Annotated in this window: 21 protein-coding genes and 1 tRNA gene; 17 read left to right on the top strand and 5 right to left on the bottom strand. The window is 32.8% G+C overall.

What is annotated here, in order from left to right; translation table 11 throughout:
• Window positions 1-25 precede the first annotated feature (25 nt).
• Both WNY60_RS04130 and WNY60_RS04135 read left to right on the top strand, forming a co-directional pair.
• Window positions 26-223 carry a hypothetical protein gene (locus WNY60_RS04130; RefSeq protein WP_145005845.1) on the top strand — a complete coding sequence of 66 codons (198 nt, stop codon included), beginning with the start codon at window positions 26-28 and terminating at the stop codon, window positions 221-223.
• Window positions 223-828 carry an FAD-dependent oxidoreductase gene (locus tag WNY60_RS04135; protein WP_145005842.1) on the top strand — a complete coding sequence of 202 codons (606 nt, stop codon included), beginning with the start codon at window positions 223-225 and terminating at the stop codon, window positions 826-828. Before WNY60_RS04130 ends, WNY60_RS04135 begins: the two co-directional genes overlap by 1 nt.
• Here WNY60_RS04135 and WNY60_RS04140 read toward each other — a convergent pair.
• From WNY60_RS04140 to WNY60_RS04150, 3 genes are all read right to left on the bottom strand, one after another.
• Window positions 825-2417 carry a S41 family peptidase gene (locus tag WNY60_RS04140; protein WP_339808026.1) on the bottom strand — a complete coding sequence of 531 codons (1593 nt, stop codon included), beginning with the start codon at window positions 2415-2417 and terminating at the stop codon, window positions 825-827. The two genes, WNY60_RS04135 and WNY60_RS04140, sit on opposite strands and share 4 nt — an antisense overlap.
• Window positions 2417-2848, bottom strand: coding sequence for a dCMP deaminase family protein (locus WNY60_RS04145; RefSeq protein ID WP_028284186.1), 432 nt, complete (start codon window positions 2846-2848; stop codon window positions 2417-2419). Before WNY60_RS04145 ends, WNY60_RS04140 begins: the two co-directional genes overlap by 1 nt.
• Window positions 2849-2965: 117 nt before the next feature.
• Window positions 2966-3556 carry a HupE/UreJ family protein gene (locus WNY60_RS04150; RefSeq protein WP_145005836.1) on the bottom strand — a complete coding sequence of 197 codons (591 nt, stop codon included), beginning with the start codon at window positions 3554-3556 and terminating at the stop codon, window positions 2966-2968.
• 158 nt (window positions 3557-3714) lie between these two features.
• On the opposite strand from WNY60_RS04150, the gene WNY60_RS04155 reads away from it, so the two are divergent.
• Entirely contained in the window at window positions 3715-4686 is a 972-nt protein-coding gene (locus WNY60_RS04155; protein WP_145005834.1) for a type I phosphomannose isomerase catalytic subunit, read from the top strand.
• An 8-nt stretch (window positions 4687-4694) separates the two neighbouring features.
• A complete protein-coding gene (locus tag WNY60_RS04160; RefSeq protein ID WP_342861595.1) occupies window positions 4695-5705 on the top strand; it encodes a LacI family DNA-binding transcriptional regulator in 1011 nt (336 codons plus the stop codon).
• 93 nt (window positions 5706-5798) lie between these two features.
• Here the strand turns inward: WNY60_RS04160 and WNY60_RS04165 are convergent.
• Window positions 5799-5878, bottom strand: a tRNA-Leu gene (locus WNY60_RS04165).
• Window positions 5879-6022: 144 nt separating this feature from the next.
• Between WNY60_RS04165 and WNY60_RS04170 the strand changes: the two genes are divergently transcribed.
• The 3 genes from WNY60_RS04170 (at window position 6023) to pth (ending at window position 8365) form a co-directional block, all read left to right on the top strand.
• Entirely contained in the window at window positions 6023-6964 is a 942-nt protein-coding gene (locus WNY60_RS04170) for a ribose-phosphate pyrophosphokinase (protein ID WP_145005828.1), read from the top strand.
• 52 nt (window positions 6965-7016) lie between these two features.
• Window positions 7017-7652, top strand: a complete 636-nt coding sequence (locus tag WNY60_RS04175; RefSeq protein ID WP_145005825.1) for a 50S ribosomal protein L25/general stress protein Ctc — start codon at window positions 7017-7019, stop codon at window positions 7650-7652.
• Between the two features lie 77 nt (window positions 7653-7729).
• Window positions 7730-8365 carry an aminoacyl-tRNA hydrolase gene (gene pth / locus WNY60_RS04180; protein ID WP_342861596.1) on the top strand — a complete coding sequence of 212 codons (636 nt, stop codon included), beginning with the start codon at window positions 7730-7732 and terminating at the stop codon, window positions 8363-8365.
• A gap of 53 nt (window positions 8366-8418) precedes the next feature.
• Here the strand turns inward: pth and WNY60_RS04185 are convergent, their stop codons facing one another.
• On the bottom strand, window positions 8419-11445 hold the full coding sequence (locus WNY60_RS04185) for a reprolysin-like metallopeptidase (RefSeq protein ID WP_342861597.1): 3027 nt from the start codon (window positions 11443-11445) through the stop codon (window positions 8419-8421).
• A 145-nt stretch (window positions 11446-11590) separates the two neighbouring features.
• On the opposite strand from WNY60_RS04185, the gene WNY60_RS04190 reads away from it, so the two are divergent.
• From WNY60_RS04190 to WNY60_RS04235, 10 genes are all read left to right on the top strand, one after another.
• Window positions 11591-14329 carry a M43 family zinc metalloprotease gene (locus WNY60_RS04190; RefSeq protein WP_342861598.1) on the top strand — a complete coding sequence of 913 codons (2739 nt, stop codon included), beginning with the start codon at window positions 11591-11593 and terminating at the stop codon, window positions 14327-14329.
• A gap of 81 nt (window positions 14330-14410) precedes the next feature.
• Window positions 14411-15325, top strand: coding sequence for a bifunctional riboflavin kinase/FAD synthetase (locus WNY60_RS04195; protein WP_145005813.1), 915 nt, complete (start codon window positions 14411-14413; stop codon window positions 15323-15325).
• Window positions 15315-16634 (top strand): HTTM domain-containing protein, encoded by a 1320-nt coding sequence (locus WNY60_RS04200; protein WP_339808030.1) that lies wholly within the window; start codon window positions 15315-15317, stop codon window positions 16632-16634. The genes WNY60_RS04195 and WNY60_RS04200 overlap by 11 nt, the downstream gene beginning before the upstream one ends.
• Window positions 16635-16755: 121 nt before the next feature.
• Window positions 16756-18033 carry a serine--tRNA ligase gene (serS, locus tag WNY60_RS04205; RefSeq protein ID WP_342861599.1) on the top strand — a complete coding sequence of 426 codons (1278 nt, stop codon included), beginning with the start codon at window positions 16756-16758 and terminating at the stop codon, window positions 18031-18033.
• Between the two features lie 433 nt (window positions 18034-18466).
• Entirely contained in the window at window positions 18467-20251 is a 1785-nt protein-coding gene (locus WNY60_RS04210) for a tetratricopeptide repeat protein (RefSeq protein ID WP_342861600.1), read from the top strand.
• A gap of 4 nt (window positions 20252-20255) precedes the next feature.
• Entirely contained in the window at window positions 20256-20768 is a 513-nt protein-coding gene (locus WNY60_RS04215; protein ID WP_342861601.1) for a GNAT family N-acetyltransferase, read from the top strand.
• A 3-nt stretch (window positions 20769-20771) separates the two neighbouring features.
• Entirely contained in the window at window positions 20772-21095 is a 324-nt protein-coding gene (locus WNY60_RS04220; RefSeq protein WP_145005798.1) for a DUF4286 family protein, read from the top strand.
• Between the two features lie 30 nt (window positions 21096-21125).
• Complete coding sequence (gene rsmA, locus WNY60_RS04225) at window positions 21126-21923, top strand: 16S rRNA (adenine(1518)-N(6)/adenine(1519)-N(6))-dimethyltransferase RsmA (RefSeq protein ID WP_028284171.1); 798 nt, start codon at window positions 21126-21128, stop codon at window positions 21921-21923.
• 4 nt (window positions 21924-21927) lie between these two features.
• Window positions 21928-23301 (top strand): magnesium transporter, encoded by a 1374-nt coding sequence (gene mgtE / locus WNY60_RS04230; RefSeq protein ID WP_339808035.1) that lies wholly within the window; start codon window positions 21928-21930, stop codon window positions 23299-23301.
• Window positions 23302-23452: 151 nt separating this feature from the next.
• Complete coding sequence (locus WNY60_RS04235) at window positions 23453-24391, top strand: 2-hydroxyacid dehydrogenase (RefSeq protein WP_339808036.1); 939 nt, start codon at window positions 23453-23455, stop codon at window positions 24389-24391.
• Window positions 24392-24394: the final 3 nt, after the last annotated feature.

A 24394-nucleotide genomic window follows, 5' to 3' on the forward strand; every position in this document is an offset into this window, starting at 1 on the left:
TGTATTTTTATAAAAATTTATTTTAATGAAACTATTTACATACATCACAACTATAATATCTGTTGTTTTAATAATATATAATGCTACAAACCTTAATTTTTCTGCATTATTTGAAGGAAAAAGCATTGTTGCAATAATCACCATACTAGCCTCGTTATGCGCTATTTGCTTAGTACACATTTTACGTATCTCTAAAAAAATAGAAGTTAAAAGTAAAAGCTAATGGATTTTGATACGATAATAATTGGTGCTGGAGCTGCAGGATTGTCTTGCGCATTAATTTTAGGTTCTGGACTTAAAAAACCTTTTGCTGAAGGAAAAAAAGTTGCATTAATTACGCATCAAAAAAATTCGCATTTACAAAATGCATTGTTTAATAATGTTTTAGGACTAAAACCAGGCACTTTAGGAAAGGACTTACTTGAAGAAGGTATATTACAATTATCGCAATTATATCCTGAAGTTATACAAATTGACAAGGAAAAAGCAGAGCAAGTTATTGAAACAGAATCTGGCTATAGCATTGTTACAAACAAAAAGACTTACACAACAAAACGTGTTGTTATTGCTGTTGGCTACACTAATTTATTAACCATATCTGGATTAGAAAACTACGTTAAACCACATCCAAAAGCTGCGATTGAAAAAGATAGGATTTGGCTAGAAAACATAGACCATCTAATAAAACACAACCTTTATGTTGCTGGAACTTTAGCTGGTTGGAGAAGTCAGTTTGCTATTGCTTCCGGAAGTGGAGCACATGTAGGAACCGATATTTTAACTTTATGGAATAATGGCAAACACACTAAGGTGCACGATAAAATTTAATTTGCACTATTAGATAAGTCAATAACTTTATCAATCATTATATCATGCTTGTTCAATATTTTAAAGTAAGCACCAAAACCATATAACTGTTCTGCTAGAGTAGCTTTTAAATAATGTTTAACCTCTTCCTTATAAGCTACAAATACGATGTTAGAGCGTGTTTTGATTTTTAAAAAATCTTCGAAAGATTTTACAACTTCGTCCGTAATTTTAAAGTTATTAAAAAAGTCTTGCCTAGACATGTTTTTATAAACGTCACGTTCTTTTTCTAGCTCTTCAAAAATAAAATTATTTAACAATCCTCTTTTTTCCAAAAAAGTCAAGGTTTCGTTTAGCATTTTAGTGTCATACGGAACAAAAACATCAGGTATTATTCCACCTCCACCATAAACGATATTTCCCTTAGGTGTTGTATACTTCAAGGAGTCTGCTACTTCAATTTTACTTTCATCTAAAAGCTCTCCACTGTTTAGGCGATCAGAATAATCGTCATAATAATCTCGGTTACCATTGTCGTAAGATCGTTGTATAGATCGACCAGTTGGTGTATAATATTTAGACACTGTTAATCTTACTGCACTTCCGTCTCCTAATTTCATTTCGCGTTGCACCAATCCTTTACCATAAGAACGTCTACCTACAATAGTCCCTTTATCATTATCTTGCAAAGCACCTGCAATAATCTCTGAGGCAGAAGCAGAGCTTTCATCTATCATTACATACACCTGTCCTTTTTCAAAGTCACCACGTTTGGTAGCATAGCTCCTATCTTCTTTTCCTTTTTTATTTTTAGTGTAAACTATTAACTTATCATCTTCCAAAAACTCGTCAACAATATTTACAGCTACTTCTAAAAAACCACCTGGATTACCTCTTAAATCTAAAGCTAAACTGGTCGCTCCTTGCTTCTTTAAATTTAGTAATGCTTTTTTAAATTCTGTAAAAGTACTTTCTGCAAATCGGTTAATTTTAATGTAACCCAACTTATCTGTTAGCATATATGCTGCATCTACGCTTTTAATTGACACCTCATCTCTAGTCACATTAAAAGTTAACAGCTTAGGCTCTCCTTTTCTAAAAACCTCTAAAAGCAACTGTGTGTAACGTTCACCTTTTAATTTATCAATCAAGGTATCATTATCATAGCCACCACCTAAAAGCGACTCGCCATTTGCAGATATAATCCTATCTCCTCCAACAATACCTACTCTTGCGCTTGGACCATTTTCAATAGTTTTGATAACCGTTATGGTATCTTTAAATGTGTAAAAGTTAATACCAATACCTACAAAGTTACCTTTCATGTTTTCGGCAACTTTTTGCATATTTTCTTTTGGAATATAAACTGAATGAGGATCTAGATTCCCCAAAATTCCATTAACGGTAACGTCTACAATACTATCGGTATTTACATCTTCAACATACTCATAATCAATATAATCTATTAACCTATTAAGTTTATCCTTTTTACTATTAGATGTAAACAACCTGTCTGATGAATCACCAAAATTTAATTTTCCACCAATAAAGATTCCTGTTGCAATTGCAACACCTATAATTAAAGGAAAATATATTTTGGATTTGGACATTAGTCTTCTAATTGTTCGATTAATTGGATATCTATTCCAGCTTTTTCTAAAAATTTTAAGCCTGAATTATCTTTGTATCCTTGATTATATACTACACGTATTATGCCAGCTTGATGTATTAGCTTACTACAATCTTTACATGGTGACATTGTAATGTACAATGTTGCACCTTTACAAGATTGTGTAGAAGACGCTACTTTTAAAATTGCATTAGCTTCTGCATGTAAAACATACCACTTTGTGTAACCCTCTTCGTCCTCGCAAAAATTTTCAAACCCACTTGGTGTACCATTATAACCATCTGAAATAATCATTCTATCTTTAACTATAACAGCTCCTACTTGTTTACGCTTGCAATAGGATAGCTTACCCCATTCTGTAGCTATTCTTAAATAAGCTTTATCGTATTTGAGTTGTTTTAAGTCTGACATAATTAAGTAATAGAAATTATAACGCATAAAAAGATGCGCTTAGATATAAACGAAGATACTCGCTTCATATTTTAATCACAATTTTAAATATGAAGTTTATGAAAATTTTAATGATAATTAACCTAAAAACGGACTGTTTAACAACATAGGAATTACTAATCCAACAACAATTGCAGAGATTACCATAACCCAATCACGCTTAGAAAATCTAAATACAGTTTGAAAAATGTAACTTAAAAACAAGACTACAAAAACAATTATAATTTGAGCAATCTCTATACCTAATGCAAACTCTACAAGTCGCAATAACTTACTATCGCCTTGATCTAAACTCATCCTAAACTCTCTAGCAAAACCAAAACCATGTACTAAACCAAAAAACAAGGTAGACACAAACAAAAGTCCAATTTTTTGGCTTTTAGCAATCTTACCTGCTGTAAAGACATTGTAAACAGCTACAATTAATATAGTAACAGGAATCAAAAACTCAATTAAATCACCATCTATTTTTACTTTTCCGTAACTAGCCAAAATCAAAGAGATAGTGTGACCAACAGTAAACATTGTAACTAGCCACAATACGCGTTTCCAATCTTTAAAAAGATATGGCACTGCCAAAACAATTAAAAATAAAACATGGTCATAAGCGTTGATATCTAATACATGGTTAATACCATACTGTACATTTATCCAAAATTCTTGGAACATATAAATTAGGTTTTAGGGTTGTGGTAAATATACATAAAAACAAAAACGCTAGCCAAATTATAAGCACGATACAGATTAAAAAAAAGACTTTAGTAAAAAACTATAAAATATAGCGATAGTTTGGTAAATTTGAACTCAAAACATCACCTTTTATACCTATGGAATTATATCCTTTAAAATTTCAACCGCTTTATAAATACAGAATTTGGGGAGGCGAAAAACTAAAAACTGAGCTTGGTAAAAACTATTCCAAAAACATGATAGGTGAGTCTTGGGAAGTATCTGACGTTAATAATGACGAAACGACTGTATTAGAAGGTCCACTTCAAGGGTTGACTTTAAAACAATTAATCCAAAAATATAAAGGCGATTTTTTAGGCGAAACCGTTTATACTACATTTGGAAACAACTTCCCTTTGTTAATTAAATTTATTGATGCAAAAACGCCTTTATCAATACAAGTTCATCCAAGTAACGAAGTCGCTAAATCACGACACAATTCTTTTGGTAAAAACGAAATGTGGTATGTTATGCAAGCCGAAAAAGAGGCTGAATTAATCATTGGATTTAAAGAAAACTTATCTCCAGAACAATATGAACAACATTTAAAGGATGGTAAGCTATTAGACGTAATGAACCATGAAGTTGTAAGTAAAGGAGATACTTTTTATATTCCAACAGGACGTGTCCATGCTATTGGAGCAGGTGTGTTGTTAGCCGAAATACAACAAACATCTGACATTACATACAGAATTTACGACTACGACAGAGTTGATAATAGTACAGGTGAAAAAAGAGAATTACATAACGATTTAGCTAAGGATGTCATAGATTTTTCCGTACACGACACCTACAAAACACACTATAACAAAACGACTAACCAATCTAATGATTTAGTTCATTCAGCCTATTTTAAAAGCAATTTTATTAAAATTGATGGTACACTAAATAAAGATTACAGCAATATAGATTCGTTTATAATATACATATGTGTTGAAGGAAACGTAGAAATTGAGTGGAAAAAGGATGTTTTTACCTTAAAAAAAGGTGAAACAGTATTACTTCCTGCTAGTATTAAAAACATTTCTTTATCTTCAACATCTTGTGAGTTACTAGAAGTTTATTTATAACAATTACTATGAAAAAAATTACTTTAAAAGATATAGCTAATCATTTTAGTGTTTCAATTTCGACAGTTTCAAAAGCTTTAAATGATAGCCCAGAGATTAGTAAATCTACTTCAGAAGACATAAAAGCTTACGCTAAAGAAAAAAATTACACACCAAACTTTAATGCCTTAAGCTTAAAAAATCAACGCACTAAAACCATTGGGATTATCATTCCAAACATGCTTAACTATTACTTTGCACAAGTATTAAAAGGAATAGAAAAAACAGCTACAAAAAAAGGTTACAAAATAATTACTTGTATATCCAATGACTCGCTTAACAAAGAAATTGAAACGATAGAAATGTTATCCACAGGTGTTGTAGATGGTTTTATTTTATCTGTAGCTGAAGAAACAGAAACCGAAGCATCTTTTGATCATTTTAAATCTTGTATTGCTAAAGAAATTCCTTTAGTCATGTTTGATCGCGTTGTTGAAGACATAGATTGTGACAAAGTAATCACTAACGACTTTATGGCATCTGTAAACGCTGTAAATTACTTAAAAAATAAAGGCTGTAAAAAAATAGCTTTTGCTGGCGCAAATATGGACTTAAGCATAGGAAAACTAAGACACGAAGGCTATTTAGCTGGTTTAAAAAATAATAATTTAGAAAAAGACGACGACATTATAATAACAACTCATGAAATATATTACAAAAAACATGAAGCTGTCGTAAAACCATTATTTGAACATACTTTTGATGCACTTATTGCTTCTGACGAGTCCGTAGCAATTGCTGCAATGAAAATAGCCCATGAAAAAGGCATTAAAATACCTACAGAATTATCTGTTTTAGCGTTTTCTAACGGAATTTTAGCAAGACACTCCAATCCTAGATTAAGTACAATAAGTCAACATGGAGAGATTATTGGCGAAAGAGCAGCCACACTTTTAATCAATAAACTAGAAAAGAAAATAACAAATACAACCATTGAAACTATAGAAACTGATATTGTATTTAGAGACTCTTCAAAATAAGATTAAACAAACAACAAGCTAACAACTAGCTAATTACAACCAACAAAAAAGCCTTTATAAAACTATATTTTAGTATTATAAAGGCTTTAAACGTACTCAAGGTGGGAATCGAACCCACACTCCGAAGAATCGGATTTTGAATCCGACGCGTCTACCAATTCCGCCACTTGAGCAATTTGAGATGACAAAAATAAATATATTTTAGAAATATCCCTTAAAAATAGCGTCTAATATCTTTTAAAGCTCAAAAATTATACTAAATTTGCACCTCATTAAAAATCATGTAGCCTAAAAACCTACCAAACAACAGATTAACAATGCCAAACACAAAGCCAGAAGCTAAAATATTTTCCATTACGCAAAGTAAAGCGTTAGCAGAGAAAATCGCTCATGCTTACGGATCAGATTTAGGCAAAGTAATAACATCAACTTATAGTGATGGCGAGTTTCAACCATCATACGAGGAATCTATCAGAGGAACTCGTATTTTCATCATTGGATCAACAAATCCAAGCTCAGAAAACTTAATGGAAATGTTATTAATGATTGATGCAGCAAAACGTGCGTCTGCAAGACACATTACAGCTGTATTGCCTTACTTTGGTTGGGCAAGACAAGACCGTAAAGATAAACCTAGAGTACCTATTGCTGCTAAATTAGTAGCAAAAATGTTGGAAGCAGCAGGAGCTACTAGAATTATTACTATGGATTTGCACGCTGACCAAATACAAGGATTTTTTGAAAAACCTGTAGATCATTTGTTTGCTTCAACCATCTTTTTACCTTATTTAAAAGATTTAAAGCTAGACAATTTAACTATAGCTTCTCCAGATATGGGAGGATCAAAACGTGCTTATGCTTATTCAAAAGCATTACAAAGTGATGTGGTTATTTGCTACAAGCAACGTGCTAAAGCCAATGTAATTTCACACATGGAATTAATTGGAGATGTTACTGGTAAAAATGTAGTATTGGTAGATGACATGGTAGATACTGCTGGTACACTTACAAAAGCAGCAGATTTAATGATGGAACGTGGCGCATTAAGTGTAAGAGCTATTTGTACACATCCAATATTGTCAGGTAATGCTTACGAAAGAATAGAGAACTCTAAATTAGAAGAATTAATCGTTACAGACTCTATCCCATTAAAGCAAGAAAGTAAAAAAATAAAAGTTTTAAGCTGTGCTGATTTATTTGCCGAAGTCATGCAAAATGTACATTACAATAAATCAATTAGCTCAAAATTTTTAATGTAGTAACGTATAACTACATCAACAACGTATTTAATAATTAAACATAAATAATAAAATGAAGTCAATTACAATCAACGGATCTCAAAGAGAAAGCGTGGGCAAGAAAGCAACAAAAGCCTTACGTAATGCTGGTCAGGTTCCTTGCGTACTATACGGAGGAGACAAACCAGTTCATTTTTCAGCAGCTGAGTTAGCATTCTCTAAATTGGTATACACACCAAATGCGCACACAGTTGTAATCGAATTAGAAGGTGGAACAGTTTTTAATGCTATTTTACAAGACATTCAATTTCACCCTGTAACAGATAATATTTTACACGTAGATTTCTACCAAGTATTTGAAGACAAAGAAATTACAATGGATATTCCACTTAACTTTATTGGTAACCCAAGAGGTGTAAGAAATGGTGGTGTTTTACGTAAAAACAAACGTAGTTTACGTGTTAAAGCTTTACCAGGAAACTTACCTGATTTTATCGATGCAAATATCGAAGATCTTAAAATCGGTAACAAATTATACATTACTAAGTTAGAAAACGAAGCTTACACTTTTATGCACCCAGACAATACTGTTGTGTGTCTAGTAAGACGTTCTAGAGCTGCAGTAACTGTAGACGATGAAGATGAAGATGAAGATGCAGATGATGTACCAGCAACTGAAACAGATGATGTAGCTGCAGTAAAAGATTAAGTTTCTTTTAAAATTAAATACCAAAAAGCATCCTTTTAATTTAGGATGCTTTTTTTATTTTTACAAAAACAGACATTATGCTTAAATGGATTTTTAAACTGTTTACAAACAATAAATCCTCAAATTTTATTGAAGAATTAGATCCCATGAAAAAATTTTTAATCGTAGGCTTAGGTAATATTGGTGAAAAGTATGAGAATACACGCCATAATATAGGCTTTAAAATATTAGACTTTTTAGCTACAAAAGAGGACATTACATTTGAAACTCAAAAATTAGGAGATGTTGCAACCTTTAGATATAAAGGCCGAACATTTATTTTACTAAAACCAAGTACCTATATGAATTTAAGTGGTAAGTCTGTATTATATTGGTTAACTAAAGAAAAAATTCCTTTAGATAATTTACTTGTTATTACAGATGACTTAAACCTACCGTTTGGAAGTCTCAGGATTAAAACTAAAGGTAGTGATGGAGGACATAATGGACTAAAAGACATTCAAGATAAATTAAACACCTCAAAATATAATCGTTTTAGATTTGGTATAAGCGATGCTTTTAGCAAAGGAAGACAGGTTGATTATGTATTAGGCGAATGGGAAGATGATGAAAACAAAAAACTTCCGGAACGCTATGAAAAAAGTGCAGAAATAGTAAAATCTTTTGGTACTGCTGGAATCAATAATACAATGAATAATTTTAATGGAAAATAAAAAAAGGAAGCTAAGTAGCTTCCTTTTTTTATTTATAAATATTGAGTAGTAAATTACTTTACAATTAACTTCTTAGTTGCAGTAGACTTTCCGTCTGTAATACTTAATAAATACAGTCCGGATTCTACATTATTTAATTTTATAGTTTGATTAAATTCAGTAGAATTTTGAAAAGACTCGTTAAAAACACGTCGTCCTCTAACATCATAAACAACAACATTAACATCACTAGACAAATTATTATTATTCATTTGGATAACAAACTCTCCATTATTAGGATTAGGATACACATTAAAACTACTAAAATCAGTAAATTCTGTAACAGATAAAGGTGCCATTACATTAATACGGTAATCTTCCACCTCAGCATCATGACCATTTTCGCAAGAGTTTGAAGCAGATGCATACTTTGTAGTTACACGCATAGTTGTCGCTCCAATAAGTGCATCAGAAGGAACGGTAACCATTAGTCCAGAATTTCCTGAAGGTCCATTTGTTACATTAATAGCAGAGCCCAAGTCATAAGTTTCATTTGCTTCAAATAAACAATTTTGATTCCAATCTATCCAAACATTAGTTACACAAGTATAGTTACCATCTGTATTTTGGTGTGTTACTAATGGATAAGTAGAGCCTCTATTAACATCCGTTGTTTGAGTTGCAATAGTAGAGCCTGTATAATCACTATAACCAGAAGGTTTACCAGAAGTATTGTTTATATCTGCAAATTGAACTAAAGTCGTACTAGTTTGATAACTTGTATTAGCAACAGATGCACAGATACCATCAATAATAGTTAAAGGTAAATCCACTGCTTTAGTTTGTGTAGCAGACGTACCTGTAATAGTAATTGTATAGTCACCAGCTGCAGCGCTTAGTAAACCAGATACGCTTACTAAAGTTGTTCCATCAGTATTTAAACTTGAAGGTGTAAATATCACATTTGCACTTGGTAATGCTGGACTGATTGAAGACGTGAAGTTAGTTGTCTCTGAAAAACCATTAACAGTAATCATATCTACATTATAATCCACCGCATCTATACTACAAGCAACTTGAGCTCCTGTAGCATTATTAAGCACAAAAGAAGGCGTATTACTTATTGAAAACACGCTAGACATAGCATAAAATATATTATCCGCAGCCTCAACCATTACTCTAGCATTATCCGTATCTGCAATTGCAGGTATAGTCACAACTTCTGTCCCATCATTAGCAGTACCAGATGCTAAAGTTATTGGGTAAGTTAAACCTCCATCTGTCGAAAATTTAATATTTACCGATTGGCAATTAATAACTGTTCCATCAGTATCTCCAACATTCCATATTAAAGTTTGATCACTTCCTGAACCCCAAGCTGGTGGAGTAACAACAGTAAATGGCTGCGTACCTACAACGTCAACCACCATTAAATCTGCATCAGTTTGTCCAATACCATTAGCAAAACCACTAGCATTATCCCTTACTATAAAGGAAAAATTCATGGTTCTTGCAACAGCAGGAGTCACTTCCCAAGTTGGTGTTAAATTACCAGCTACCACATCACTATAACTTGGCATATATCTATCTGGAGAATCTGTTGGCAATATAGATCTATACATTGGACCTGTAGTCCAATTTGGTTGTGGCGCTCCGTTTGTTGGTGCCTGAGACGGATCATTAGGACTCCAATTATACGTTAAACTTGCTAATCCATCAGGATCTGTTGCGGACCCTCTTAAAACAAAAGCTGTACTTGGTGGAATTGAATAATCAGAACCTGCATCTGCAACTGGAGGTTGATTAGTTAGTGCCATAGTCACACCACAATCACTAGTTCCTCCTGGTTGGATATTAGCAGATATATCTCTAATATTTACATAGTTAAAATGAGCATCACTATTAGATTGTACGTTAGTAGCACAAATACCAGCATAACCCATAATAGAACTACCAGAAGCTGGCTCTACTTCTGTCATACCATTTCCTGAACGACTGCAAGTATTCATACTATGCCATCCATCAAATTGATGGCCCATTTCATGCGCAACATAATCAATATCAAATGCGTCTCCTGTAGGATTTGGTCGTCCAGTATAACCTCTACCCTTTTGATTTCCTGTATAAGGTGGTGCACCATCAAGACACACGCAACCTAAACAACCTGCACTACCTCCTCCAGAGGTATTAAAATTATGTCCTATATCATACAAGCTTTCATCATTTAATGTTGTAGAAATCACTTGTTGTGTTTTTGTATTAAACTCTCCTGTCCAAGGATCTGTCGCTGCGTTATAATAAATCAATTGGTCATTTTGATTAATAAACACCAGTGTTATAGCCAAATCTCTTTCATAAACTTCATTTACTCTATTAATAGTAATTGCCATTTGAGCCTGAATATTTTGCTTCTTCTGCGCATCTGTTCCTGTTCCAGCAAATAATGCTCCATACTCACCATTACAGGTTTGAGCTAATCGATAGGTTCTAAGTTGCATATCGTCGGTATCAGCTAAAGCTCTTGCTGTTTCATTAGTAAGCGACCTAAGCTCTATGTTTTCATCTGTCAAACACTCAAAACCTTGTAAATCTTGACCTAAAGCACTTCTTTGATACACAATATAAAAGTCATTAGTAATAGTGTAAGGATCGATAAATAATGACCCTCTTTTTCCTGACAATGACATTGTATGTAATCCAAATTGAGTTAAACTAAACCGCATTGTAGCTGTTGGATCATCAATACCTACAGCTTTATACGTTTTAATCATCGGGTTTTTTGCTGCTAATTCTGACTCCATAATTGGAGATTCAGAAACACTAAAGCGTTCTAACTTACCTGTAGCGTCAGGAAAGTAAGCTATAACATTAGACTTACCTATATTTTCACCTCTTAAAGGAGCGTCTTTAATTGCTAATCTAAATTTAGCAACGTTTAAGGAAAATACTTGATAATCATCTGGAAAAGAAGCACGTCTAACTTTTTCTAAATTAGAAGTTTTAGCTTCGGTAGATTTAATCCAATAGTCCTGTTGACCATAGGAAAATACAAATGAAAGCATCATAAGTATTTTAGATAAATTGAGTAATCTTGTTTTCATGACAGCTGGTTTTAGTTGAATTATTAGACTAAAATAATGAGAATTCTTAATAAAATGTGTAAAAAAATAATATTCCTTTTAAAATTTAACACCCTAATTAGCAATTTTTCCATAAATTTATCGGATTAAACTAAAAAACCCTTTGATGAAAAAAATTACACTTTATCTTTTTTCTATACTATTCACTTTAAGCTTAACAGCTCAAGAGGAAAAGAGAAATAACGGTCCAAAAAACGTAACCCCTGAAAATGCACGTAGTCTAGAGGACACGGGTTATGTAAAATGTTCAAGCACAGAATATGAAGCTTACTTAGCTCAACAATTTCCTGAAAGAGCTACAGATGGTCAATTTGAAGATTGGATGGCTACCAAAATTGAAGAAGCTAAACAACAACGCCTTGCAAATCCAGATAGCAGAAGTATGGTTGTTATTTCAATTCCTGTAGTAGTACACGTTGTTCACTCAGGACAAGCAATTGGTGTAGCACCAAATATTACTGACGCACAAGTAATTTCTCAAATTGATGCAATGAATGAGGATTTTAGAAAATTAACAGGTACACCTGGTGATGGAACTGGAGTTGATGTTGAGATAGAATTTTGTCTTGCTCAACAAGATGAAAATGGTAATCCAACTAATGGTATTAATCGTTTTGACTCTACTGCTTTAGGTACAACATGGTCTGGACCAGGAGGTAGTACAGATACAGTACTTAAACCTGCTACAATTTGGGATCCTACACAATACATGAACATGTGGTCTGTTCAATTTACTGATCAGACGCTTTTAGGTTATGCACAATTTCCTAATGCTTCAGGATTACAAGGTTTAAACGCAAATAATGGTGGTGCTAACTCGGATGGTGTTGTAGCTGCATATAGTACTTTTGGAGATATTGGTAGCAATGATGGTAGCTTTTTATTAAACGCACCTTATGATAGAGGTAGAACAATGACTCATGAAGTAGGTCACTACCTAGGTTTAAGACATATTTGGGGTGATGCTAACTGTGGAGATGATTTTTGTGCAGATACACCAACGCAACAAACATCTAGTGGTGGTAACTGTCCAGCAACGACAACTTGTGATGGTGTTGCTGATTTAACTACCAATTATATGGATTATTCAAACGATATCTGTATGAATAACTTTACTCAAAATCAAAAAGACAGAATGTTAATTGTAATGGCTAATTCGCCTCGAAGAATGGAATTAGCTAGCTCTAATGCATGTAACTCTTCAACAATTCCATTTATCAACACGTCTTCTGGAACACCTTCTCCTGGACAAATAGCTGAAGGTAGTGATTGTAATTTCCAAGATTATACAATTGATTTTACAATCTCTTTAGGTGGTACTGCTGCTTCAACTGTAACATTATCAAACAGTGGAACAGCTACAGAAAATGAAGATTTTATGTTAATGAATAACTCTGTAACATTTCCTGCTGGATCAACTACACCTAGTAATGCTGTTACTTTAAGAGTATTTAATGATAGCTTTGTTGAAGCTGATGAAACTATTGAATTAACCTTAAATTTAACAACTACAGGTGATGCTACGGTATCAACAGTACCTTACAATGTTACCATATTAAATGATGACGCTGTAGTTTCAAACACTGCAAATGTTACATATTTTAGTGATGACTTTGAAGATGAAGATATTTCTGATTGGACAACAACAGATGCCGATGGTGATGGTAATTCATTTGGAGATCAATTTACAGTAGGCGTTGTTTTAAGTCCTAGTTTAATGTCACGTTCATGGATTCAAGTACCATTAACTCCTGATAATTGGGCTGTAACTCCAGCAATAGATTTATCTGCTGCTTCTGGAACAGTTACAATGAGCTGGACTACTCAAGTGGCTGCAGCAAGTTGGGATGAAGAAAAATATAGCATCCATGTAGGTAACACAAACAATATTGCAACCTTAGTAAATTCTGCGACCTCAATGACAGAAATACTAGGTGATGTTGGAAATACAGGAGCAATTATATCTCATACGTTTGATATTTCGGCATTTGCTGGTCAATCAAATGTTTATATTGCTTTTAGACATTGGGATTGTACAGATCAAGACTTTTTAGCTATAGATAATGTTGCTGTGACATCAAACGTTAACACATTAGTACAAACAGATGTTAACACTACTACACCTGACCAGATCAACTTAACTGCTGCTGGTCAAGCTTACTCGACAGATGTTTCAACTGGAAATATCATGCTAGATATTGATAACACAGGAGGATTTGCTCATGGCTGTACAACAGTAGCTGTATCTAGAGATGCAACAACTGCTGGAGCTGCAGCTGTATCGTATGCTGGCGCAACTGATGCTGCTGGTTTTGTAACTGCTAAAACTTTTGATATCACAACCACAAATGCTAGTACGAGTGACGCATCTTCAATTAACTTCTACTTTACTGAAGCTGAAATAGCTGCTTGGGAAACTGCTACTGGAAATAACAGAAGTGCATTACAAGTTAAAAAAGAAGGTACTAACGAAGTTGTACCTGTTACAATTAGTGCGTTTGGTACTGACTTAATATTATCTGCATCATTTACTACAGGTATCGCAGATACTTATTACTTTGGATCACAATTAGCATTCTTATCGGTTAATAATTTTGAATTAGCTAGTACATTATCTATATACCCTAACCCATCTGTTGGTGTATTAACTATAAAAGCAGCTAATGACAATGATTTACCAAATGCTTACAAAGTATACAACATGCTTGGTCAGTTAATCACTGAAAACAACATTACCAACGCTCAAGATCTTACTATAGATACTACTCCATTTAGTAATGGAATGTATTTTATTAAAATATCTAAAGCTGGAAATGCTGTAACATTCCCTTTTATCAAGAAATAAAAAGATAAATACAATAATCTTAAAAGCCAATTGGATTTAATCCAATTGGCTTTTTTACTTTTGTAGTATAATATTAGAAAGTTGAAAACAAATCAAACACAAAACACTGTATTAACTATTGGTACATTTGATGGCGTTCATATTGGACATCAAAAAATAATCAAACAGTTAGTTGAGGTTGCAAATAATAAAGGACTTCAACCTTCTTTATTAACATTTTTCCCGCATCCAAGGATGGTACTTCAAAAAGACGCTAACATTAAGCTAATTAATACAATAAGTGAAAAAGAGTTATTATTAAAACGTTTTGGAATTACCAATTTGGTTGTAAAAAAATTCACCAAAGACTTTTCTAGATTAACCGCTGAGTCATTTGTGGAGGACATTTTAGTCGATCAATTAAAAGCAAAGCACGTAATTATAGGTTATGATCATCATTTTGGTCGTAACAGAAATGCTAACATCAATGACCTAAGACTATTTGGAGAGCAATTTAATTTTGATGTTGAAGAGATTTCTATGCAAGATATAGATGATGTTGCCATAAGTTCTACAAAAATCAGAGCTGCTTTAAATGAAGGAGACATCAAAACAGCTAACACGTACTTAGGCTATAATTTTATGCTGACAGGAACAATTATTAAAGGCAAAGGCATTGGTAAAACAATAAGCTATCCTACTGCAAATCTTAAAATTGAAGAAACTTATAAACTTATTCCTAAACAAGGCGTTTACGTCGTTCAAGCCATAATAGATAATGTACTTGAATTTGGAATGATGAATATTGGCACAAATCCAACAGTAAGTGGTACTACCCAAAGTATCGAGATTCATTTTTTTAACTTAAATAAATCTTTATATAACAAAACCTTATCAATTGAGCTACTACACAGGCTAAGAGAAGAGCAAAAGTTTGAAAGCCTAGACTTACTAAAAAAACAATTAGAGATTGACAACCATAATGCATCAGAATTTTTAAAGTCGTATGATAAATAAATTTCTATTTAAACATATTGACAATAGCGCCTTAATAGTTTTCAGAATTATTTTTGGTCTGTTGTGTTTTCTAGAATCCGTAGGAGCCATTTTTACTGGATGGATTAAAACTACGTTAATAGAACCAAAATTTACGTTCAACTTTATTGGTTTTGATTTTTTACAGCCACTACCTGGTAATGGAATGTATGTATATTACTTGATAATGGGTTGTTTTGGACTGCTAATCATGGTTGGTTACAAATACAGATTAAGCATGATTGCATTTACTGTTATGTGGACAACTACATATTTAATGCAAAAATCATCGTACAACAACCACTATTACTTATTATGCTTACTAAGCGGAATTATGGTGTTTTTGCCTGCTAATAGATACGCATCAATTGACGCCAAACTCAATCCTGAAATAAAAAAAATAAGTATGCCTAGCTGGTGTAAATGGATTTTTGTAGTGCAATTATTAATATTATATACTTACGCATCCATTGCCAAAATGTATCCTGATTGGTTAGACCTAAGCGTACCTAGACAGCTGTTAGAAAACAAAATTAACTATCCTATTATTGGACAACTATTACAAAATCAATACTTACCTTTTTTTGTAGCTTATGGAGGTATTTTATATGATGGATTAATAATTCCTTTATTACTTTATAAACCAACCAGAAAACTAGCCTTTTACAGCTCTATAATATTCCATTTATTTAATTCTGTTGTATTTCAAGTAGGCATTTTCCCTTATTTAGCGTTGGCATTTAGCTTATTCTTTTTTGCTCCAGAATTAGTTAAAAAAATATTTCTTAAAAACAAGCCCTTATATAAGGACAACCAAGTTATTATCCCTAATTACAAACCAATCTTAATAGGAGCTACAACCATATATTTTATAATTCAAATCATTCTACCTTTACGTCATCATTTTATAAACGATAATGTTTTATGGACAGAAGAAGGTCATAGATTATCTTGGCGAATGATGCTTAGATCAAAATCTGGATACGCAACCTATAAAGTAGTCGATAAAAACACCAATCAAGAAACCTTAATAAATTTAAACGATTATTTAACCAAAAAACAACAACGCTTGGTCACTACAAGACCTGACGTAATATGGCAATTTGCACAGCATTTAAAAAAGGACTATAAGTCAAAAGGTCAAGATATTGCTGTGTACGTAAGTGCAAAAGTAAGCGTTAATGGAAGACCTCATAAAACGTTAATTAATACTAAAACAGATTTAGCTAGTGTCAAGTGGCAACCCTTTAAGCACAGTGATTGGGTATTACCTTCGCAATTAGATAAATAATTTATTTTAAAGCAACCAAAATCTTACTACTTTTACAACATATAATTTGAAGTTACAAATTGTCACCTAGCACATCAATTATAGTGTGCCAAAGCATGAAGTAACACCCAAAACAAAACATATGTTACAAGTACCATTTATCAGAGAAAACAAAGATTTAGTTATCAATAGATTAGCAGTTAGAAACATAGATGCTTCTACATTGATTGAAGAGGTAATAAATTTAGATGAAGAGCGTCGTGCTTTACAAACTAAATTAGATGCAGTTTTAGCAGAATCCAATGCTATCTCTAAAGAAATTGGTATTTTATATAAATCCGGTCAAGCCGAAAAAGCAAATGCTTTAAAAGCTAAAACAGCAGATTTTAAAGACGAATCTAAAGAGTTAAACGACAAGCTTACTACTACAGCCGAAGCTTTAAATCAACTATTATACAAAATTCCAAACATTCCACACGCTTCTGTACCAAAAGGTAATAGCGAAGAGGATAACGAAGAAGTTTACGCCCAAGGTGAAATCCCTAAATTACATGATGGTGCTTTACCACATTGGGAACTAGCAAAAAAATATGACATCATAGATTTTGAATTAGGTACAAAAATAGCTGGAGCAGGTTTTCCAGTATACAAAGGTAAAGGCGCTAAGTTGCAACGTGCATTAATTGCCTATTTTTTAGATAAAAATACAGCAGCTGGCTATGAGGAAGTACAAGTACCACATCTTGTAAACGAAGCTTCAGCTTTAGCAACAGGACAGTTACCAGATAAAGATGGACAAATGTATCATGCTACCAATGTTAGCCCAAGCCTATACTTAATTCCTACAGGAGAAGTTCCAGCAACAAATATTTACAGAAACGATTTATTAGACGAAAAAGATTTACCAAAGTGCCTAACCACTTACACACCATGTTTTAGAGTTGAAGCAGGAAGTTATGGTGCACACGTGCGTGGATTAAACCGTTTACATCAATTTGATAAGGTTGAAATTTTACGTGTAGAGCATCCTGATAATTCTTACAAAGCATTAGACGGTATGGTTGACCACGTTAAAGCAATATTAAACGAACTTAATTTACCATTCAGAATCCTAAGATTATGTGGTGGTGACACAGGGTTTACTTCTGCATTAACTTATGACTTCGAAGTCTTTTCTACAGCACAAGACCGTTGGTTAGAAATATCTAGCGTTTCTAATTTTGAAACGTTTCAAGCCAACCGCTTAAAACTTCGTTTTAAAAATAGCGAAGGTAAAAATGAGTTAGCACATACATTAAACGGAAGCTCTTTAGCACTACCTAGAGTTTTAGCAGGAATATTAGAAAACTACCAAACAGCAGACGGAATTAAGATTCCAGACGTATTAGTCCCTTATACAGGTTTTGAATATATTAATTAGTTTTGTAGGTTTTTTCTTATTTTTAAAATTAATTTAATCGATTAAACGTTAAAAAACACGTTGTTTTGTCGGTTTTAGTACGATTTGTTTTGTGGTTAACAAAAAATAAGTTTTCTTTGATACACCCTATACAACCTACTAATTATGAAAAACGTTGCAAGATTGCTGCTTTTCATGCTTCTTTTAGCTGTTATGGTGAAAGTTTTAAACAAAACTAACGACCAAAGGAAGGACAAAGATAAAATAGCACTAGTAAAACAATAAAAAGTAAAATTACATAGATAAACCCCAATCAAGTAATTGAATCTTATATTGAATATATATATGATTAATAGCACATTTATTAGATTGGCTAAATGCCTGAACTTAGTTCGGGCATTTTTTTTGCACATTATTTACATTTACTAGCTTTCGTATTTTTATATTTACAACAATGATAATTAAACGCTACATTTTAATAATACTCTTGATAATTTCTGTGACATTAAATGCACAGGAAGACTTAGTAGCACGCGAATATTTTACAAATGGTGAGTTTGAAAAAGCCTTAACCAGCTATAAAAAATTATACAACAAAAACACAAATAACACCAACTACTTATTACAATTAGTAAAAGTAGAGCAACAATTAGAGCTATATAAAGATGCAGAAGCAAGACTACTAGAAGTACTTGACACCAATAAATATCCAGAATTATTAGTAGAACTAGGTTACAACTACAACCTACAAAACGACAGTATAAATGCTAATAAATATTATGATCAAGCAATTAAATCCTTAGACGAAAACACAAATAATGCCTATCGCGTTGGTAGGACTTTTGAAAATCTATCACTTTTAAACCAAGCCATAGCTACATATAAAAAGGCTATGCAACTTAATCCTAGGTTAGAGTTTAATATGCAATTAGCACGTATTTATGGTGCACAAGGTGAAGTAGAAAAAATGTTTGAAAGCTATATAGAGTTAGTAGAAACTAGCTACAGTTATTTAAACACTATTAAAAGAAGTATTAGCGAGTTTATTTCGGATGATGCCTCCAATCAAAATAATATATTTTTAAAAAAAATACTTTTAAAAAAAATTCAACAATCACAAGATTTAATCTGGAATGAGATGCTTAGTTGGTTATTCATTCAGCAAAAAGATTACAATAAAGCTTTTGCACAAGAAAAAGCAATTTACAAAAGACAAATGCAAAGCTTAGATCGTCTGGTTGAATTGGGTCTAATTGCAGAAAACCAAAAACAATACGACGATGCCATAGCTGTATTTAATTTCATAATTCAAAATACTCAGGACATTGACACCAAACTTGTTGGCAACTTAAAAGTGCTATTAATTAAAACTAAAATAGCCACTGCTAACGACTATCCCAACATCCAGAAAGACTATGAAACGCTTTTTGAAACCTATGGTAAAACACCACAAACCTTAAATTTACAAATTAACTACGCGCACTTTTTAGCCTTTAATTTTAACCAGCAAGATCAAGCCATTTCAATATTAAAAAACGCATTAAAATTTAAAATTTCAGAATATGATTTAGCTCCAGTTAAATTAGAATTAGGAGACATATTAATATTAAAAGAAAAATTTAACGAAGCCTTAATATACTACACCCAAATAGAACGCAACCTAAAAAACAGTACCATAGCACAAGAAGCAAGATTTAAGATTGCAAAAGCTAGTTATTATAAAGGCGATTTTAAATGGGCAGAATCACAGCTAAAAATATTAAAATCCTCAACCTCTCAATTAACCGCTAATGATGCATTAGATTTAAAATTACTAATTAGCGATAACAGAGCAGAAGACTCACTACAAGTAGCTTTAACTAAATATGCTAAAGCAGATTTATTAGCGTTTCAAAATAAAAATGACCAAGCCATTAGTATCCTAAATAGCGTTTTAACGGATCATAAAACAGAAGTTATTGTACCTCAAGCCTTACTAAAACAAGCAGCATTATTCGAAATTAAAAATGAATTTGAAAACGCAAAGTCAAATTACCAACGTATTATAACAGACTTTAAAGACAGTATTTTATTAGATAACGCACTATACAATTTGGCAGAACTATTAGTAAATCACTTAAATCAACCAGAAGAAGCTAAAAAATTATACGAACAATTATTATTCAATCATTCGGATAGCATATACGCAGTCGATGCTCGTAAAAAATTTAGAGCGCTTCGTGGTGACACCTTAAACTAACATTATGGTAGTAGCAGAAACAGAACGACTTATAATTACTAAGTTTACATTGGATGATGCTCAATTTTTTATAGATTTAGTTAACACTCCAAAATTTAAATTATTTATTGGTGACCGTACAGTAAACACTATTGACCAAGCCAAAGCACGCATTAAAAAGGGTCATTTAAATGACTACAAAACGCATGGTTATGGGTTTTACAAATTGCATTTAAAAGCAGAAAACAACAAACCAATTGGCACAAACGGTTTAACAAAACGAGCAAATTTAGAATTACCTGACATTGGCTTTGCAATGTTACCAGAATATGAAGGTAAAGGCTATGGATTAGAATCGTCTTTAGCGATATTAGAATTAGCAAAAAACAGCTTTGATCTAAAAAAAATTGGAGCAATAACTAAAGATAATAACGTTGCATCCATTAAATTAATAGAAAAATTAGGTTTTAACTTCATAAAAATGGTAAAACCCTTTGAGGACGACTCAGAACTTATGTTATTTGCAAAAAACTTATAGACCATGTACATATATAACGTCACAGTAAATATAGATGATAGTGCTCATGACGAGTGGTTAATCTGGATAAAACAACACATACCAACTGTGTTAGCAACTGGTAAGTTTGAAAAAGCAACACTTACAAAGGTTTTAGTAGATGAAGAAATGGGAGGACAAACCTACTCCATTCAATATAAATCGTATTCCAGAGAAGCTTTGGATGCCTATTATAAAGAAGACGCTGACAACCTTAGAAATGAAGGTCTTAAAAAATTTGCCGACAAAATGTTAGCTTTTAGAACAGAGCTTCAAATTGTGGACGAGTATTCGGTATCGTTTAAATAATTCAGCTTAAGCTGAAAAACAACCTATTTTATGGCACATCAAAAACATAACAACCATCAAGTTAAAGCTAAAAAATTTCTTGGTCAACACTTTTTAGAAGATGAAGGTATTGCTAAAGACATTGCAGACGCATTAACTTTAAATGGTTACAAAAACGTCTTAGAGATTGGACCAGGAATGGGTGTTTTAACCAAATACTTACTACAAAAACCTATTACAACATACGTTATAGAAATAGATACAGAAAGTGTAGAATATCTACAAAACAACTATCTAAACTTAGCGCCAAGAATCATTGAAAAAGATTTTTTAAAATACGACTTAAGCCAAACTTTTAAGGACCAACCTTTTGCAATAATTGGTAACTTCCCTTATAATATTTCAACTCAAATTGTATTTAAAACATTAGAGCTTCGTGATCAAATTCCAGAATTTTCTGGCATGTTTCAAAAAGAAGTAGCACAACGTATTTGCTCCAAAGAAGGTAGTAAAGTTTACGGTATATTATCTGTGCTTACACAAGCGTTTTATGATGCCGAGTACTTATTTACAGTACCTCCAACCGTATTTAATCCACCTCCAAGAGTAGATTCTGGAGTATTACGTTTAACACGTAAAGCAGATTATAGTTTACCGTGTGACGAAAAATTATTTTTCAGAGTAGTAAAACAAGCTTTTCAGCAACGACGCAAAACCATTCGTAACAGTTTAAAAACAATGGAATTGTCAGATAATTTAAAAGCAAACCCTATCTTTGACAAACGACCAGAGCAACTAAGCGTTGCCCAATTTTTAGAGTTAACTAGCCTAATCGAAAACGACAAATAATTATTTGGTGGAAGACAATCAAAACATACAATTTCAGCTTACAGACGCACTTATTGAGCAAGTAGAGTTACTTATCGAACAAAAAAACGATAAAGCACTTAAAACGCTTTTAGAGGAGTTTCACTATGCAGATATTGCCGAAATCTTAGATGAAGTAAATCTAGACGAGGCTATGTATGTTATCAAGCTTCTAGACTCTGAGACCACATCTGATGTCCTAATGGAATTAGATGAGGACAATCGTGAAAAGGTTTTAAAAAATCTATCTGCTAAAGAAATTGCAGAAGAAATAGAAGAACTTGACACAGATGATGCTGCAGATATTATTGCAGAGCTTCCAGAAGAACGTCAAGCAGAAGTAATATCTCAAATAGAAGACCAAGAGCACAAAGCCGAAATCCAAGAACTATTAGCATACGACGAGGATACAGCAGGTGGTTTAATGGCAAAAGAGCTTGTCAAGGTTTACGAAACTTGGACAGTTGCAGGCTGTCTGCGTCGTATTCGTGGTCAAGCACAACACGTCAGTCGCGTACACTCTATTTACGTTGTAGACAAACAAGAAAAACTGTTAGGTCGACTATCTTTAAAAGACCTATTAACAGCAAAAAGTGATCAAAAAATAGCAGAATTAGCCAACAGCAATGTGGACTATGTGTACGTAGAAGAAGACGTAGAGGAAGTCGCAAAAATCATGCAAAAGTATGACCTAGAAGCGATTCCTGTTGTTGATCAAAACAAAACACTATTAGGTCGTATTACTATTGATGATATCGTTGATGTTATTCGTGAAGAAGCAGACAAAGATTATCAAATGGCAGCAGGTATATCGCAAGATGTAGAAGCAGATGATAGCATCCTTAAATTAACCAAAGCACGATTACCATGGTTACTAATTGGTATGTTTGGTGGACTTGGTGCAGCCAGTATAATCGAAGGATTTAATGGCTCCATGGGTGAGTTTATAATCCTACTAAGTTTTGTCCCACTAATACAAGCAACAGCTGGTAATGTTGGAGTACAATCCTCTGCAATTGTAGTACAAGGATTAGCCAACAACAGTATAGATGGTAACATAATAAAACGACTGTTTAAAGAGTCTATCTTAGGATTAGTTAACGGTTTAGCACTAGCATTAGTAGCCATAGCAGTAACACATTTTGCATTTAAAACACCATATATAATATCAATAACTATAGCAATAGCATTAGTTGCAGTTATAATTATGGCAGCATTAATAGGAACCTTTATTCCAATATTTTTAGATAAAAGAGGTATTGATCCAGCTGTTGCAACAGGACCATTTATTACAACCAGTAATGATGTATTTGGTATATTACTATATTTTCTTATTGCAAAATCAATCTTAGGATTTTAAATAATTTGGGCGTTACCTAAAGGTCGTGTCATCCGTTATATCTTTTTTTTGCCATATATGGCAGCAAAAAAAAGGATGCCACTACTACCACTAACGCATAAAAACATTACTTTTATTAAAATTGTTTAACACAATAGACAGTCTCTAATAAATGAAAATATTACACCTAGACGCCAACCATCCATTGCTAATCAATCAGCTTAACGATTTAGGCTTTACAAATCACGAAGATTATACCTCTTCCAAAATAGACATCCAACAAAAAATAAACCAATATGACGGTTTTATAATACGAAGCCGATTTAGTATTGACAAAACTTTTTTAGATGCAGCAACCAATCTTAAATTTATAGGACGTGTTGGTGCAGGTCTAGAAAACATAGATTGTGACTACGCACAAAGTAAAGGCATCGCTTTAATTGCAGCTCCAGAAGGTAATCGTAATGCTGTAGGAGAACATAGTTTAGCCATGCTATTAAGTCTATTTAATAAACTCAATAAAGGTGATAAAGAAGTTAGAGAAGGCAAATGGTTGCGTGAAGATAATCGTGGATTAGAACTAGATGGTAAAACCGTTGGCTTAATTGGTTACGGTAATATGGGAAAAGCCTTTGCAAAAAAACTACGTGGCTTTGACGTTAAGGTATTATGTTATGACCTTAAACCAAATGTAGCAGATGCTAACGCTACACAAGTACCTTTATCTGAGTTACAAGACCAAGCAGACATATTAAGTTTACATACTCCAGAGACACCATCCACCATTAATATGATTGATGCTAAATTTATTAACGGTTTTAAAAAAGACTTTTGGTTAATAAATACAGCAAGAGGCAAAAGTGTAGTAACTTCAGATTTAGTTAATGCCCTAAAAACGGGAAAAATATTAGGTGCAGGTTTAGATGTTTTAGAATATGAAAAATCATCCTTCGAAAACCTTTTTACGGATAATAAAATGCCAGAAGCCTTCAAATATTTAATAAAAGCATCTAATGTTATTTTATCTCCACACGTAGCTGGATGGACCCTAGAAAGTAAAGAAAAACTAGCACAAACAATAGTAGATAAAATTAAATCACAGTTTAGCTAATTC

It is taken from the genome of Olleya sp. AS48 (assembly GCF_038900355.1).
In the GTDB taxonomy this organism is placed as follows: Bacteria; Bacteroidota; Bacteroidia; order Flavobacteriales; family Flavobacteriaceae; genus Olleya.